General features: G+C 31.6%; 14 protein-coding genes. 8 read left to right on the plus strand and 6 right to left on the minus strand.

Going from position 1 to position 15,964, the window contains the following annotated elements:
- Window positions 1-52: 52 nt before the first annotated feature.
- Window positions 53-1,186, plus strand: a complete 1,134-nt coding sequence (gene auxB, locus GVY01_RS03065; protein WP_159333639.1) for a lipoteichoic acid stability factor AuxB — start codon at window positions 53-55, stop codon at window positions 1,184-1,186.
- A gap of 137 nt (window positions 1,187-1,323) precedes the next feature.
- Window positions 1,324-1,827 carry a DUF4064 domain-containing protein gene (locus tag GVY01_RS03070; protein WP_017637685.1) on the plus strand — a complete coding sequence of 168 codons (504 nt, stop codon included), beginning with the start codon at window positions 1,324-1,326 and terminating at the stop codon, window positions 1,825-1,827.
- A 154-nt stretch (window positions 1,828-1,981) separates the two neighbouring features.
- Here GVY01_RS03070 and GVY01_RS03075 read toward each other — a convergent pair whose 3' ends face one another.
- Both GVY01_RS03075 and GVY01_RS03080 read right to left on the minus strand, forming a co-directional pair.
- Entirely contained in the window at window positions 1,982-3,328 is a 1,347-nt protein-coding gene (locus GVY01_RS03075) for an Nramp family divalent metal transporter (protein WP_017637684.1), read from the minus strand.
- Between the two features lie 137 nt (window positions 3,329-3,465).
- Window positions 3,466-4,080, minus strand: coding sequence for a YktB family protein (locus GVY01_RS03080; protein ID WP_017637683.1), 615 nt, complete (start codon window positions 4,078-4,080; stop codon window positions 3,466-3,468).
- A 166-nt stretch (window positions 4,081-4,246) separates the two neighbouring features.
- Between GVY01_RS03080 and GVY01_RS03085 the strand changes: the two genes are divergently transcribed.
- Window positions 4,247-5,065: an inositol monophosphatase family protein gene (locus GVY01_RS03085; protein ID WP_017637682.1), complete on the plus strand. Its 819-nt coding sequence runs from the start codon at window positions 4,247-4,249 to the stop codon at window positions 5,063-5,065.
- A 153-nt stretch (window positions 5,066-5,218) separates the two neighbouring features.
- On the opposite strand, the gene GVY01_RS03090 is transcribed toward GVY01_RS03085, so the two are convergent.
- Window positions 5,219-5,410, minus strand: coding sequence for a DUF5325 family protein (locus tag GVY01_RS03090; protein ID WP_017637681.1), 192 nt, complete (start codon window positions 5,408-5,410; stop codon window positions 5,219-5,221).
- A gap of 99 nt (window positions 5,411-5,509) precedes the next feature.
- On the opposite strand from GVY01_RS03090, the gene typA reads away from it, so the two are divergent.
- A complete protein-coding gene (gene typA / locus GVY01_RS03095) occupies window positions 5,510-7,357 on the plus strand; it encodes a translational GTPase TypA (protein WP_017637680.1) in 1,848 nt (615 codons plus the stop codon).
- A 79-nt stretch (window positions 7,358-7,436) separates the two neighbouring features.
- Here the strand turns inward: typA and GVY01_RS03100 are convergent, their stop codons facing one another.
- Window positions 7,437-7,616 carry a DUF2197 domain-containing protein gene (locus tag GVY01_RS03100; protein WP_017637679.1) on the minus strand — a complete coding sequence of 60 codons (180 nt, stop codon included), beginning with the start codon at window positions 7,614-7,616 and terminating at the stop codon, window positions 7,437-7,439.
- Entirely contained in the window at window positions 7,617-8,099 is a 483-nt protein-coding gene (locus tag GVY01_RS03105) for a hypothetical protein (protein WP_017637678.1), read from the minus strand.
- A gap of 147 nt (window positions 8,100-8,246) precedes the next feature.
- Between GVY01_RS03105 and GVY01_RS03110 the strand changes: the two genes are divergently transcribed.
- The 3 genes from GVY01_RS03110 (at window position 8,247) to GVY01_RS03120 (ending at window position 13,828) form a co-directional block, all read left to right on the plus strand.
- Window positions 8,247-8,522: a YlaN family protein gene (locus tag GVY01_RS03110; RefSeq protein WP_017637677.1), complete on the plus strand. Its 276-nt coding sequence runs from the start codon at window positions 8,247-8,249 to the stop codon at window positions 8,520-8,522.
- A 310-nt stretch (window positions 8,523-8,832) separates the two neighbouring features.
- The gene (gene ftsW / locus GVY01_RS03115) at window positions 8,833-10,056 is read left to right on the plus strand and encodes a cell division peptidoglycan polymerase FtsW (RefSeq protein ID WP_017637676.1); all 1,224 of its coding nucleotides are present in this window, start codon (window positions 8,833-8,835) and stop codon (window positions 10,054-10,056) included.
- A gap of 319 nt (window positions 10,057-10,375) precedes the next feature.
- The gene (locus GVY01_RS03120) at window positions 10,376-13,828 is read left to right on the plus strand and encodes a pyruvate carboxylase (RefSeq protein ID WP_017637675.1); all 3,453 of its coding nucleotides are present in this window, start codon (window positions 10,376-10,378) and stop codon (window positions 13,826-13,828) included.
- A 54-nt stretch (window positions 13,829-13,882) separates the two neighbouring features.
- Here GVY01_RS03120 and GVY01_RS03125 read toward each other — a convergent pair whose 3' ends face one another.
- Window positions 13,883-14,800, minus strand: coding sequence for a COX15/CtaA family protein (locus tag GVY01_RS03125; RefSeq protein ID WP_017637674.1), 918 nt, complete (start codon window positions 14,798-14,800; stop codon window positions 13,883-13,885).
- A 246-nt stretch (window positions 14,801-15,046) separates the two neighbouring features.
- Here GVY01_RS03125 and cyoE point away from each other — a divergent pair, with 246 nt between their 5' ends.
- Entirely contained in the window at window positions 15,047-15,958 is a 912-nt protein-coding gene (cyoE, locus tag GVY01_RS03130; protein ID WP_017637673.1) for a heme o synthase, read from the plus strand.
- Window positions 15,959-15,964: the final 6 nt, after the last annotated feature.

Genomic DNA, 15,964 nt, shown 5'->3' on the forward strand with positions numbered 1-15,964 from the left:
TATGTTATTTTCGATATAATAACTTGATAAGTAAAGTAAGGAGTTGTAACGAATGACAGGAGAGCAATATACTCAAATCAAACGTCCAGTCAGTCGACTAACAGAAAAAGTATTAGGTTGGCTTAGTTGGGTATTCTTACTAGTGTTGACAATTGTCACGATGTTTATAGCTTTAGTGTCATTTAGTAATGATACATCAATTGCTAACTTAGAGAATACATTAAATAATAATGACCTTATTCAACAAATGTTGGCAAATAATAGTTTAAGTACTACGCAATTTGTAATTTGGTTACAAAATGGTGTATGGGCTATTATAGTGTATTTCATTGTTTGTTTACTGATTTCATTTTTAGCATTAATATCTATGAATATTAGAATTTTATCTGGATTTTTATTCTTATTATCAGCAATCATTACGATACCATTAGTGTTACTTGTTGTAACTTTAATTATTCCAATTTTATTCTTCATCATAGCAATTATGATGTTTGTAAGAAAGAACAAGGTAGAAGTCGTACCAAATTATAATAACGGTTATGGTTACCAACCTTATAATGAAGTTCCAGAGCAAGATACACATCAATATGAACCTGAACAAGAAGAAAGAATTGAGAAAACAAGTCAACGTAGACGACCATCACGTCGTAGTATGGAACGTAAAGAACAAGCATATGAACCAACTCAAGATGCTACAGCACAAAATGAAGAAAATAATGAAACATATGATGATAAATATGAACAATTTCCTAAGCGTGCTGTTGAAAGTGAATATCGTTCAGATGATGATGAACAACAAGAAGAACCTACAGTATTATCTAGACAAGCTAAGTATAATAAGAAATCTAATTCTAATAACGAAACACAAGTTAATCCAGAGGCTTATAATGATAGTGCATATGATGAAGCACAAAATAATTATAATGATGAACCTCATATTGATCCAAAAGAACTAAAAGCTCAACAAAAGAGAGAAAAAGCAGAAATTCGTGCTAAGAAAAAAGAAAAGCGTAAAGCATATAATCAACGCATGAAAGAAAAACGTAAAAATCAACCAAGTGCTGTAAATCAACGTAGAATGAATTACGAAGAACGTCGTCAAATGTTCGGTGAAACTGAACAAAAAATGAGAGATAACGTTAAGCAAGATAATCAAAATATTGATGAAGAAAACAACTCTAAATAATAATTTAAAGACCAAAAATGAAAGTTTAGTATTCATTTTTGGTCTTTTTTTCTAGAGTATTAAAATTTTAGTGTATTAATTAGCAAGAAAAGACAGTTTTTAGTATTATTAAGGTAAGGATTTAAGGAGGTACCGAAATGAAAAGAAAAACAGAACTTATTTTAGCTTGGATTGCTAATGGATTGAGTAGTTTATATTTATTATTAGTAATCGTAGGTTATTTCGCTATGAAGTCAGGAAGCGGTGCATCTCAAAATGAAGAAATGGTAAGCAAAATGATGGGAAGTAATCAAGATATGTCTATGGACATGCTTGCAACATCAATTGCTTTATCAATGGGTGTGTTAGCTTTCTCTACTATATTAGGAATTGTTGGTGCGCTAACTGTTAAAGGAAGACGTAAATTAGGCGCTAGTTTATTAATTGCAGCTGCAATTGTTGGTATTATGGCAACTAATATTATTGCGATGGTATTATGGTTAATTTCTGGTATCATGCTACTTGCGAAATCAGATAAACAAGGACCAACTAATCAATTCCAAAATAATAATTCTTATGATGATTCAACCAAGAGACAAGAGTGGAATCCAGAAGAAGAATTAAAAGAACGTCAACAAAGCAAAAAACCATATACTTATTAGACAAAATATATTGTAATAACTATTGATTGAATGAATTAAAATATGGAGCAACTTCATAAAATATCGTAAAGTAAAACAACCTTTTGGGATTTTCAAATAATCTCAAAAGGTTGTTTTGTTTATATTTAATCTCAGTGAATATTGTTAGCTTCATTTACAATTCTTGGAATGTTTGAATAATAAGATAAACATTCAAAATACTTAAGATAATAATAAGTGACCAAGAAATCACATTTACCCATCTTTTATTAATAAATGGACCCATTAATTTTTCATTACTTGTCGCTAATTGTAATGGTATTAATGTAAATGGTAATGCAATACTTAAGAATACTTGTGAAAATACTAGTAATTGTTCAATTTTAGCTTCATTACCATTAAAAATAATTAAGCAAATAATAACTGGAATAATTGCTAGTGATCTTGTAATTAATCGACGAAGCCAATTTGGTAATCGGAATCTTAAGAAACCTTCCATTACTATTTGACCTGCTAAAGTACCAGTGATTGTTGAATTTTGCCCTGAAGCAAGGAGTGCTACCGCGAATAATGTGCTCATAACACCACCTAATGTTGCACCAAGTAATGGTTGAGTTTTTAATGCATGATATAAATCATAAAATCCACCTAATTCATCTGCATTTGAGCCAAAGAATAAAGCAGCGCCCAAAGTTAATAATAAGCAGTTAATTACAAATGCAATTGATAATTGGATGTTTGAGTCAATTGTTGCATATTTGATTGCTTGAGCTTTATCATCATTATTATTTCTATCATACTTTCTTGATTGAACGATTGAAGAATGTAAATAAAGATTATGTGGCATAATTGTTGCACCAACAATACCTAAAGCAATATATAAAATACCTTGATTAGTAACAATTTCTTTATGAGGTAAAAATCCATTTAATAAGTTAATGACATTAGGTGATGATATATAAACTTCGAATATAAAGATAGCTAATACTGTAAAGATAAGTGTACCTACAATAGCTTCAATTTTTCTAAAACCAAATTTCATCATAAATAAAAGTATAAACACATCACATACTGTAATTAGTGCACCAACAATTAATGGAATATTGAATAATAAATTAAGTGAAATGGCACTTCCGATTACTTCAGCAATATCTGTCGCGATAATAGCTAGTTCTGCAATTATCCAAAAAATAACAGCAACAGGCTTAGATAAATAGTGGCGTGTCATTTGAGCCAAATCTTTCCCTGTGGCTATCCCTAATCTAACAGTCATACTTTGTAACAACATAGCAGCTAGACTAGAAATCAAAATGACAAATAGCAGTGTATAACCGAATTGTGCGCCACCCTGCATTGAAGTAATCCAGTTGCCAGGATCCATATATCCAACAGCAACTAATAGACCTGGTCCAATAAAAGCTAATAGTTTTTGACTGGCATTACTTTTGTAGTCAAAATCTATCGTATTATTAATTTCTTCTAAGCTTTTTTGATGTTCATGATTGTCTGATTGCTTATTCATAAATTAAATCACCTCTAATGTAAAATCATAATGATATATTAACCTAATTATATTTTTAGGTCAACCTAAAAATATTTTACACTATTAAAAAATACCCGGACATCATTTCAATGTATCAGGTATTTTATAACAAATTATTATGCGTGATAGAATTTTAAAAACTGGTCAAATGTTTCTTCTACAAATTGAATAAATGATTTGTCAGACGTTAAACGATTATCGTCAGGTGAGATTGCTCTAGCAACGAAAAATTCACCTTTTTTAACATTTTTAACGCGGTCTATGGCTTCATGTAATTGATCATCTGTAAAATCTTTAATTAGTGGTTTTTCTGGTTTCATATGGTCAAGACACACACTATAATCTGAAGGGAGATGTCTTAATGTGTCGAAATGCTTATCAAATGTTTTAACACGTTCAGCTTTGTCTTTAGCTTCATGCATAACACCAAACATTACAAATAATTGGTCTCTAAATAATCCAATTTGAAAGTGGGGCAGCATTTTGTAACCACGTTTGTTTGGAGCAAATGCAACCCAGGTATCTTTAGGTGGGTTAACACTTCTTCTGGCATGTTTTGCGACGTGAGGATAGAATGTTTCCCCAGTTTGAGTACTAAAATACTCTGTGAAATAATCACCTAATTGATGAAGTTGAGGTCTAACATGTTCATTAAGTGCTTCCATACGTTCATCAAGACCATCTACGTCAAAGGCTTTAAAATTTTCAGGTGTAAATGTATATTTTGTCATAACTTGCCTCCTAGGGTAATAATTAAAGTTATTGTAGCATAACCATGACTAGAAATTCTAAATTGTAGTTTCAATTTTATACATAATTTCATGTAAAAAGGGGAATCTAACATTATAAAAAAGGGATAGTTATCGTGTATAATAGATATTAATAGGAGATGATACCATGGCACTTTACGATTTTGCTAAAGGATTAGTTTTAGAAGCGGGTAACAAAGTCCGTTTAATGATGAAAGAGGATTTAAATATAGAAACCAAATCCAACCCTAACGACTTAGTGACTAACGTAGATAAAGCAACAGAAGATTATATATTTGAAATGATTCACCAAAATTATCCGGAACACAAAGTGATAGGTGAAGAAGGTCATGGTCACGATTTAAAAGATATCAATGGTGTGGTTTGGGTCGTTGATCCAATTGATGGCACTTTAAATTTTGTTCATCAACAAGAAAATTTTGCGATTTCTATTGGTATTTACCACGAAGGTCAACCATACGCTGGATTTGTATATGACGTAATGAGAGATATTTTGTATCATACTAAAGTTGGTGAAGGTGCTTATGAGAATAATCATCCATTGGAAAAATTAAAATCTACGCAATTAAAAACAAGTATTATTGGTATTAATCCTAATTGGTTAACTAAACCTATTATGGGGCCTATATTTACACCAATTGTTGATGATGCTCGAAGTGCTAGAGCATATGGTAGTGCAGCGCTAGAAATTGTTAGTGTAGCAAAAGGGCAATTAGACGCTTATGTAACGCCAAGACTACAACCGTGGGATTATGCTGGCGGTTTAATGATACTTAATGAAGTAGGCGGTAAAGGTACTAATTTACTTGGTGACGCTTTAACAATTAACCAACCCAATTCTATTGTTATGGCAAATCCTTCATTACACGATGAACTATTAAATAATTATTTAAATGAGTTTGAAGAAACATTACGAAAACATCATAAAAGAAGATTTGGTCGATAATACCTACAATGATAAAAATAAGTCCATGGAAGACTCTAATGCCTCCATGGACTTTTACAATTTTATTTTGAAAATATATTGTTAAAATAAAATTAAATGATGGTGAATTCGTGTTAAAAGAAGTTTTAATTCGTTTTTAAGGGGTTATATCATTTATAACCAATTATTTTCACGATATTTCTTTTTTACTGTGAAACCGACACCAAATGTTGCAACGTGTAATATAAATGTTAAAATCATCATTGGAACATTTGCAGCACCAACACTAAAACTAAAAAGCAATAAAAAGATTACAGCTAAAATTGAGAATACCCAAAATATGCCTTTAGATTTTTTTTGTTGCATCCCATACCCCACCTTTTACTTATTTTTTCTCTAATCTATGATATAATAAAAAAGTTGTAATTAAAAGTGGGAGTTTACTTAAGAAAGGAAATTTATAATATGACGAATATAAGAGAAGATGTACGTAATATAGCAATTATTGCGCACGTTGACCATGGTAAAACGACGTTAGTTGATGAATTATTGAAACAATCAGGAATTTTTAGAGAGAATGAACATGTTGACGATCGTGCTATGGACTCTAATGACTTAGAAAGAGAACGTGGTATTACGATATTAGCGAAAAATACTGCGGTAGACTATAAAGGAACAAGAATTAACATTTTAGATACGCCAGGTCATGCTGACTTTGGTGGCGAAGTTGAACGTATCATGAAAATGGTTGATGGCGTAGTCTTAGTTGTAGATGCATATGAAGGTACTATGCCTCAAACACGTTTTGTACTTAAAAAAGCATTAGAACAAAATTTAAAACCAGTTGTAGTAGTAAATAAAATTGATAAACCATCAGCAAGACCAGAAGGTGTAGTTGATGAAGTGTTAGATTTATTTATTGAATTAGAAGCAAATGATGAACAACTTGATTTCCCAGTTGTATATGCTTCAGCTGTTAACGGAACTGCAAGTTTAAATTCTGAACAACAAGATGAAAACATGCAATCACTATACGAAACAATCATTGATTACGTACCAGCACCAATAGATAACAGTGATGAACCATTACAATTCCAAGTAGCATTATTAGACTATAATGATTACGTTGGTCGTATCGGTATTGGCCGAGTATTTAGAGGTAAAATGCGTGTTGGTGACAACGTATCACTTATTAAATTAGATGGCACTATTAAAAACTTCCGCGTAACTAAAATCTTTGGTTACTTTGGATTAAAACGTGAAGAAATTGAAGAAGCACAAGCTGGTGACTTAATCGCAGTATCTGGTATGGAAGACATTAACGTTGGTGAAACAGTAACACCACATGATCACCAAGATGCATTACCAGTATTACGTATTGATGAGCCAACACTTGAAATGACATTCAGAGTCAATAATTCACCATTTGCTGGTCGTGAAGGTGACTTTGTAACAGCGCGCCAAATTCAAGAACGTTTAGATCAACAACTTGAAACTGACGTATCATTAAAAGTAACACCTACAGATTCACCTGATGCATGGATCGTTGCGGGTCGTGGTGAGTTACATTTATCAATCCTAATTGAAAATATGCGTCGTGAAGGTTATGAATTACAAGTTTCTAAACCTCAAGTAATTCTTAAAGAAGTAGATGGCGTGATGTGTGAACCATTTGAAAGAGTTCAATGTGAAGTGCCTCAAGAAAATTCTGGTGCAGTAATCGAATCTTTAGGTACACGTAAAGGTGAAATGTTAGACATGATGACAACAGATAATGGTTTAACTCGTCTAATCTTTATGGTACCTGCACGTGGTATGATTGGTTACACTACTGAATTTATGTCAATGACTCGTGGTTATGGAATTATTAACCATACATTTGAAGAATTTAGACCTCGTATTAAAGCAAAAATTGGTGGCAGAAGAAATGGTGCATTAATTTCAATGGATCAAGGAACTGCTAGTACTTATGCTATTTTAGGTCTAGAGGACCGTGGTACTAACTTTATGGAACCAGGTACTGAAGTTTATGAAGGTATGATTGTTGGTGAACATAACCGTGAAAATGACTTAACAGTTAATATCACAAAAACAAAACATCAAACTAACGTACGTTCAGCAACTAAAGACCAAACTCAAACAATGAATCGCCCACGTATTTTAACGCTTGAAGAGGCTTTACAATTTATTAATGATGATGAATTAGTAGAGGTAACTCCTGAAAGTATTCGTTTGAGAAAGAAAATTTTAAATAAATCAGTTCGTGAAAAAGAAGCTAAACGTGTTAAACAAATGATGTCTGATGAAGAATAATTTTTAATTAACATGAATAAAATATAAGCAAAAAACCACTCGCTAGTTGATAATACAACTAGCGAGTGGTTTTATTATGTTAATTTTCTTTTGAATCGTGATACGTAAAAGGTTGAGGTTGTTTAGGTGTATCTAAGCGACTTTTACAATCATCACACATAAAAGTACGAATAGGATTGTTTCTAAGCCGTTTTGCTTCTACAGTATTTTCATCAATATGTACTGTAGTATCGCAAATGATACATTTAACAGGAACCAATTAAATCACCTCAATATATTTTACATACTTAAATTCGTAACTGTATCCATTTTCTGTATCGTAAACAAAACTATCAACTGAATTATCGTCATACATACGTTTTCCATCTTTAGCAAATTGGAAGAATAAGTATGGTAATAAATCTAATGGAACTTCAACTGAATCTTCATCATTAAATAATTTAATTGCAGTTGCGTTTGATTGTGGTTCTGCTGTTTTAAAGAATGGTGTCATGTTAATCACAAATGAACCTTCTAAAACAGAACGTTTTTTATATTTTATTTCAGAATTAAGCGTTGGCGGATTAGTTTGTCCTTCAAGAATAGCACGATTCCATTCTCTATTGTCTTCAAATCGAACTGGTTTAGTACCGTCAAAGACACCTTTTTCTAAGTCTTCAATACTTACCTTTCGATCGTCAAATATCCAAGTTGTACTATCTAATGTGATGGGAAATTTTACCGCACCTTTAATTTGAATCATCTTGCCCACTCCCTAAATTTTTATCTCATATTATTTTATCATAAAATAGGTTATACTTATTTTAAAGATACTTGCTTTTTAACATTTAGTAAGATAAAATTTTAAGTATTGAAGATATTTAATGAAATGATAGGGGGAGTGTGTGTCATGGCTAATCAGTCGAAATTAAATAATGCGGCATATGAGCAATTGAACAAAGATGCTGATAGAATTTTACAGCTAATCAAAGTTCAAATGGATAACCTAACAGTACCTTCTTGTCCGCTTTATGAAGAAGTTTTAGATACACAAATGTTCGGTCTTCAAAAAGAAGTAGATTTTGCTGTACAACTAGGGCTAGTTGACAAAGAAGTCGGCAAAGAACTTATGTTAAGACTTGAAAAAGAACTTTCAAAACTACACGAAGCTTTTACAAATGTTTAATTTTATAGATTTGATTTAATCTAACGTTATTATTTATATTAATTCAAATTTGTATAGATATAACATAGTTTGAATTCATTTTGATATAAACGTGAAATGCAACTTACACATTGTATAAATGGTGGCTGAGATAGTATCATAATTGATATTTTCTCAGTCATTTTATCTTTTTGTAAAATCATTATGTTTATATTTGTTTTGTGATACATAAGAAGTTTATAATAAAAAAGATAGGTTTGTGGGAATGATTAATATTCGATTAATTCCCTTTAAACAAATCTTAAAAACATTGAATTGGATGAACTGATATATGAAAAACTTTAAAAATATAATGCGGTATATTGGGAAAACATCTAAATTTATCGATTATCCATTGTTAGTCACATATGTGATTCTATGTTTAATTGGTTTAGTTATGGTTTATAGTGCCAGCATGGTGGCTGCTACTAAAGGTACATTAACAGGTGGCGCTGAAGTATCCGGTACATATTTCTATACGAGACAGTTACTTTACGTCATTATGAGTTTTGTTATAGTCTTTTTTATGGCATTTATAATGAATGTAAAGATATTGAAAAAGCCTAATGTTCAAAAGTGGATGATGATAGGTATATTCGCTTTGTTATTAATAACACTTGTAATTGGTAAAAATATTAATGGTTCCAAAAGTTGGATCAATTTAGGATTTATGAATTTACAAGCGTCAGAGTTATTAAAAATTGCTATCATCTTATACTTACCGTTTATGATAGAGAAGAAAATGCCTCAAGTACGAAATAAAATTAAACTTATTGCAGCACCGATTATTTTAGTTTCAAGCTGTGTTGCGCTAGTACTTTTACAAAGAGACGTGGGGCAAACATTATTAATTTTAATTATTTTCTTTTCAATAATTTTTTACGCTGGTATAGGCGTACAAAATCTTTTGAAATACGGTATTATGGTAGTCATTGCAGGTATAGTGATATCCATTTTAGTGCTTGCTTTAGGATTATTACCAAGTTACCTTGAAGCTAGATTTAGTACCTTAACTAATCCATTTAATGCAGAAGCTGGTACAGGTTACCATATATCTAACTCACTTATGGCTATAGGTAATGGTGGATTATTTGGTCGGGGACTTGGAAATAGTATTATGAAACTTGGCTACTTACCAGAACCACATACCGATTTTATATTTGCGGTTATATGTGAGGAATTAGGACTTGTAGGTGGTTTATTTGTCATCCTACTAGAATTTTTCATTGTTTACCGTGCATTCCAACTAGCTAATAAAACGAATTCATATTTTTATAAATTAGTATGTGTAGGAATTGCTAGTTATATCGGAAGCCAAACATTTGTAAACTTAGGTGGTATATCAGCAACAATTCCATTAACAGGTGTACCATTACCGTTTATTAGTTTTGGTGGTTCGGCTATGATTAGTTTAAGTATAGCAATGGGATTACTCTTAATTACTGCAAAACAAATTAAAATGGATGAAATTAGAAGTAAACAACGAAAAATCGATATTAGACGTCGTTATCAATAACTATTTAGCTAATCTCTCTTTAGTGAAATTCTGTACAGTGAATTTTCTAAAGGTAAGGGATTAGCTTTTTTATTTGTAAATTATTTTAAACTGGAAATACTTTCAACATAATGATAATATAAAGTTATTGTTAATGATAAGTTTATTTGATTATAAGTGAATCATTAAAATAAAATAATTTGTTTTGGTTTTATGACACTTAAGTTAAAGAATTATGACTAATATATATTAACTATAGAAAATAATTGCTATATAGGATAAAATTTTAATATATAAGTAGTTAGAAAATTCTAAATATTTAAAAGGGGTGTTTTTACTCTTGAAACACATCAAGAAGTTATTAGTAGCCAATCGTGGTGAAATTGCTATCAGAATTTTTAGGGCAGCAGCAGAGTTGAATATTAGTACAGTAGCAATTTATTCTAATGAGGATAAATCATCATTACATAGATATAAGGCAGATGAATCTTATTTAGTAGGTAGTGATTTAGGACCAGCAGAAAGTTATTTAAATATCGAAAGAATTATAGAAGTAGCTAAAAGAGCAAATGTTGATGCTATACATCCAGGATACGGTTTTTTAAGTGAAAATGAACAATTTGCACGTAGATGTGCTGAAGAAGGCATTAAATTTATTGGACCTCATCTAGAACACTTAGATATGTTTGGTGATAAAGTTAAAGCAAGAACAACTGCACTTAAAGCTAACTTACCTGTGATACCAGGTACAGATGGACCTATTGAAAGCTTTGAAGCGGCAAAGGCCTTTGCAAGTCAGGCTGGATATCCGTTAATGATTAAGGCTACAAGTGGCGGTGGCGGTAAAGGAATGCGAATTGTTCGTGAAGCCAGTGAATTAGAAGATGCATTTCATCGCGCTAAATCAGAAGCTGAAAAATCATTTGGTAATAGCGAAATTTATATCGAACGCTACATCGATAATCCTAAACATATAGAAGTACAAGTTATCGGTGATGAATATGGTAATCTTGTTCATTTATATGAACGTGATTGTTCGGTTCAAAGACGTCATCAAAAGGTAGTGGAGGTAGCACCTTCTGTAGGGTTACCTGAATCATTACGCTTAGAAATATGTGATGCGGCAATCCAATTGATGTCACATATTAATTACGTTAATGCAGGAACGGTCGAATTTTTAGTGTCTGGGAATGAATTTTACTTTATTGAAGTTAACCCTCGTGTGCAAGTAGAACATACGATAACTGAGATGATAACTGGAATAGATATCGTTAAAACGCAAATATTAGTTGCAGACGGTGGCGAATTATTTAGCCAAGAAGTTGGTATGCCAAAGCAAGAAGATATTCAAACATTAGGATATGCAATTCAATGTCGTATTACTACTGAAGATCCTTTAAATGACTTTATGCCTGATTCAGGAACCATTATTGCATATCGATCAAGTGGAGGCTTTGGTGTACGATTAGATGCAGGTGATGGTTTCCAAGGTGCCGAAATATCACCGTATTATGATTCTTTATTAGTAAAACTATCTACACATGCTATGTCATTTAAACAAGCAGAAGAAAAGATGGAACGTTCTTTAAGAGAAATGAGAATTCGTGGGGTTAAAACCAATATTCCATTTTTAATTAATGTTATGAGAAATGACCAGTTTAGAAGTGGAGATTATACTACTAAATTTATAGAAGAAACACCAGAATTATTTAACATTCAACCAACATTAGATAGAGGAACAAAGACACTTGAATATATTGGGAATGTAACAATTAATGGATTTCCTAATGTTGAAAAGCGACCTAAACCGTTATATGAAACGGCTTCTATTCCTAAAGTATCACAAGCAAAGGTAGATACATTTTCAGGAACGAAACAGTTACTAGATCAACAAGGTCCAAACGGAGTAGCGAAATGGGTACGAGAACAAGATGATGTACTCATTACAGATACTACTTTCAGAGATGCACATCAGTCTTTATTAGCTACTCGAGTAAGAACAAAAGATATGTTAAATATTGCATCTAAAACTGCAGAAGTATTTAAAGATAGTTTTTCATTAGAAATGTGGGGCGGTGCTACATTTGATGTAGCGTATAATTTCCTGAAAGAAAATCCATGGGAACGTCTAGAACGTCTACGTAAAGCTATTCCCAATGTTTTATTCCAAATGTTATTACGTGCTTCAAATGCAGTAGGATATAAAAATTATCCAGATAATGTAATACAAAAATTTGTAAAAGAAAGTGCAGAAGCTGGTGTCGATGTTTTTAGAATTTTTGATTCTTTAAACTGGATTGATCAAATGAAAGTAGCGAATGAAGCGGTACAACAAGCTGGTAAAATTTCTGAAGGAACAATTTGTTATACTGGTGATATTTTAAACTCAGAAAGATCAAATATTTATACACTTGATTATTATGTCAAATTAGCTAAAGAATTAGAAAGAGAAGGTTTCCATATTTTAGCTATTAAAGATATGGCAGGATTATTAAAACCGAAAGCAGCATATGAACTAATCGGTCATTTACGTGCAGCGGTTAATTTACCTATACATTTGCATACTCATGATACAAGTGGCAATGGTTTACTAACATATAAACAAGCGATAGATGCTGGCGTAGATATTATTGATACTGCTGTAGCATCAATGAGTGGTTTGACAAGTCAACCAAGTGCCAATTCATTGTATTATGCGTTAAATGGATTCCCACGTAACTTGAGAACAGATATAGAAGGACTTGAAGAAATTAGTCATTACTGGGCTACAGTTCGTCCATATTATACAGATTTTGAAAGTGATATTAAGTCACCGAATACAGAAATATATCAACACGAAATGCCAGGTGGACAATATTCTAATCTAAGCCAACAAGCTAAAAGTCTTGGTCTAGGTGAACGTTTTGATGAAGTAAAAGATATGTATCGTCGTGTTAATTTCCTATTTGGAGATATCGTTAAAGTGACACCTTCTTCTAAAGTAGTAGGAGATATGGCACTATTCATGGTTCAAAATGATTTAAATGAAGATGATATCATTAATCAAGGACATAAATTAGATTTCCCAGAATCTGTAGTATCCTTCTTTAAAGGAGAAATTGGGCAACCAGTAAATGGATTTAATCCACAGTTGCAAAAAGTCATACTTAAAGGTCAAAAGCCATTGGAAAATAGACCTGGAGAATATTTAGAATCTGTTGATTTTGAAGAAGTCAGAAAAGAATTAGCAAACATTCAAAATACAGAAGTAACAGAACAAGATATCATTAGCTATGTCCTATATCCTAAAGTCTATAAACAATTTATTGCTACTAAGGAACAATTTGGGGATCTATCATTGTTAGATACACCAACATTTTTATTCGGTATGAGAAACGGTGAAACAGTGGAAATAGAAATTGATACTGGTAAACGATTGATTATTAAACTAGAAACAATTAGCGAACCCGATGAAAATGGGCAACGAACAATTTACTATGCAATGAATGGACAAGCAAGACGCATTTATATTAAAGATGAAAGTGTAAAAGCTAATGTAAATGTAAAACCAAAAGCAGACAAAACCAATCCAAATCATATTGGGGCACAAATGCCAGGTTCTGTCACAGAAGTGAAGGTAGCTGTTGGAGATAAAGTGAAAGCAAATCAAGCTTTACTCATTACAGAAGCAATGAAAATGGAAACAACGGTACAAGCACCATTTGACGGTACTATAAAACAAATCACAGTATCGAATGGAGATTCTATAGCTACAGGAGATTTATTAATTGAATTAGAAAAAGATCCATCTTAATAAATATTAAAAAAGCCGAAACATTCAATATTCAAGAATGTTTCGGCTTTATAATTAAGCTTTGTTTTTAAGACTTCTTGTCGTTCTCAACATTAATAAGATGAAATAAGCAATCATACCGAATAGGTAAGTAATAAATAAAGCATGCAACAATGCAATAAATAAATTTACATTAGTAATAACAGATAAAGCACCAGTTACTACTTGTAAAATAACTAAAATAAATGCAGCTGTATAGCCATATCTTACAGTACGATTATCACTATAGTTTTTAATTGCATGAATAAACGTAATCATAATCCACATAAAAGTAATAAATGCCATACCACGGTGTGCAAATTGAACCCAGTCATGTACATTATGTGGAACAATATCATCAAAAGGTACTGGCCAAGCACCATATGCTAGACTTGATTTAGTATGTCTTACTAAAGCACCAGTGTATATAGTTAAATATACGATGATTGCCATTAACCATGTTAACGTACGTAATGGTTTTTGAATCATTAATTCGTCAGCTTCATACTTTTGATCAATTGAGAAAATAATTAATGTCATTAAAAATACTGATGAAAAGCTAACTAAAGAGATTCCAAAATGTAATGCTAATACATATGCATTTTGTTGCCAGATTACAGCAGCAGCACCAACTAAGGCTTGTAATAATAAGAAACCTATACTTATGATAGATAATGGTTTAATTTCTTTTATATACCCTATGTGTTTCCAAGCGGTAATGACTAGCCATATTACGACAATTAATGAAAGTCCTGAAACTGCTCTATGGCTTAATTCAATAATTGTTTGTATTGGTAAGTTTTGTGGAAGTAGTGCTCCATTACATAACGGCCACGATGAACCACAACCATCTTCCGAACCAGTTTTAGTTACTAGCGCACCACCTAATTGTACGAATGTCATAATAATTGTTGCTAAGACACTTAACCATTTAAGGTTTCCTTTTCTAAACAATGATAAACACCCCATCATTAAAATAAAATCTAACAACTATTCTCATTAAAAATGGACATTTTGTAATTTATTTTAACGTATATATTTTTCTTTTACATTATATCAATGATACCATTTTTAATTACGTTACAAAATCAACTATTTGGAATGTCGTTAAAGTGTCACAATTTAATTTTTTAAAACCTAGTCTTTTATGACTATTTGCTATATCATTGTATTATATGAAAAAATTCTAGGAGGGGAATTATGAGTAAAGAACAAACATTGTCACAGGAAACGGGCCAAGTGACATTTAAAGAATTACAACAGATTATTAAAATGGGCCTTGTTCAAGGGAATTTAATCCCTGCATTTGCTGGTTCTTGGTTGGCTGTTGTAATGACAAATCACTCCTTCCTATCGTCAATACCTCAAATTTTATTAATGATTATAGGTTCTACATTAATAATGGGTGGCGCATGTGCACTTAATAATTATTATGATCAAGACATAGATCAAATTATGCCTAGTAAACAGAATAGACCCACTGTAAATGATAGAATTTCAGATAAGCACTTATTAATTTTAAGCTTTGGTATGATGTTAATAGGTGAAGGTTGTTTATTTTTATTAAATATACCATCAGGTGTTTTAGGATTATTTGGTATCATAGGATACGTATCATATTATTCAATCTGGTCAAAACGACATACGACTTGGAATACAGTTGTAGGTAGTTTCCCTGGAGCTGTACCGCCTTTAATTGGTTGGGTAGCTATAGATGGATCAATAAGTGTTGCAGCAATAGCACTATTTTTAGTAGTATTTTGTTGGCAACCAATACATTTTTATGCGTTAGCAATTAAACGTAGTGATGAATATTCATTAGCTAATATTCCAATGTTACCATCTGTAAAAGGATTCAATAGAACACGAGTAAGCATGTTTATTTGGTTAGTATTACTATTACCACTTCCCTTTATGTTATCTAGTTTAGGTACAACATTTATTGTTTTAGCTACTTTATTAAATTTAGGGTGGATGGCACTAGCTTTTACATCATTTAAAAAGAATACTGATCAAAACAAATGGGCAACTAAAATGTTTATTTACTCATTAAACTATTTAGTAGTATTTTTCGTACTCGTTGTAGTCGTATCACTTATTAAAATGATATAAATACAA

It is taken from the genome of Staphylococcus sp. 8AQ, from assembly GCF_902506595.1.
In the GTDB taxonomy this organism is placed as follows: Bacteria; Bacillota; Bacilli; order Staphylococcales; family Staphylococcaceae; genus Staphylococcus; species Staphylococcus pasteuri.

Coding starts and splice junctions, on each gene's coding strand:
- auxB (WP_159333639.1), top strand. CDS start 53: ATGACAGGAGAGCAATATACTCAAATCAAACGTCCAGTCAGTCGACTA.
- GVY01_RS03070 (WP_017637685.1), top strand. CDS start 1,324: ATGAAAAGAAAAACAGAACTTATTTTAGCTTGGATTGCTAATGGATTG.
- GVY01_RS03075 (WP_017637684.1), bottom strand. CDS start 3,328: ATGAATAAGCAATCAGACAATCATGAACATCAAAAAAGCTTAGAAGAA.
- GVY01_RS03080 (WP_017637683.1), bottom strand. CDS start 4,080: ATGACAAAATATACATTTACACCTGAAAATTTTAAAGCCTTTGACGTA.
- GVY01_RS03085 (WP_017637682.1), top strand. CDS start 4,247: ATGGCACTTTACGATTTTGCTAAAGGATTAGTTTTAGAAGCGGGTAAC.
- GVY01_RS03090 (WP_017637681.1), bottom strand. CDS start 5,410: ATGCAACAAAAAAAATCTAAAGGCATATTTTGGGTATTCTCAATTTTA.
- typA (WP_017637680.1), top strand. CDS start 5,510: ATGACGAATATAAGAGAAGATGTACGTAATATAGCAATTATTGCGCAC.
- GVY01_RS03105 (WP_017637678.1), bottom strand. CDS start 8,099: ATGATTCAAATTAAAGGTGCGGTAAAATTTCCCATCACATTAGATAGT.
- GVY01_RS03110 (WP_017637677.1), top strand. CDS start 8,247: ATGGCTAATCAGTCGAAATTAAATAATGCGGCATATGAGCAATTGAAC.
- ftsW (WP_017637676.1), top strand. CDS start 8,833: ATGAAAAACTTTAAAAATATAATGCGGTATATTGGGAAAACATCTAAA.
- cyoE (WP_017637673.1), top strand. CDS start 15,047: ATGAGTAAAGAACAAACATTGTCACAGGAAACGGGCCAAGTGACATTT.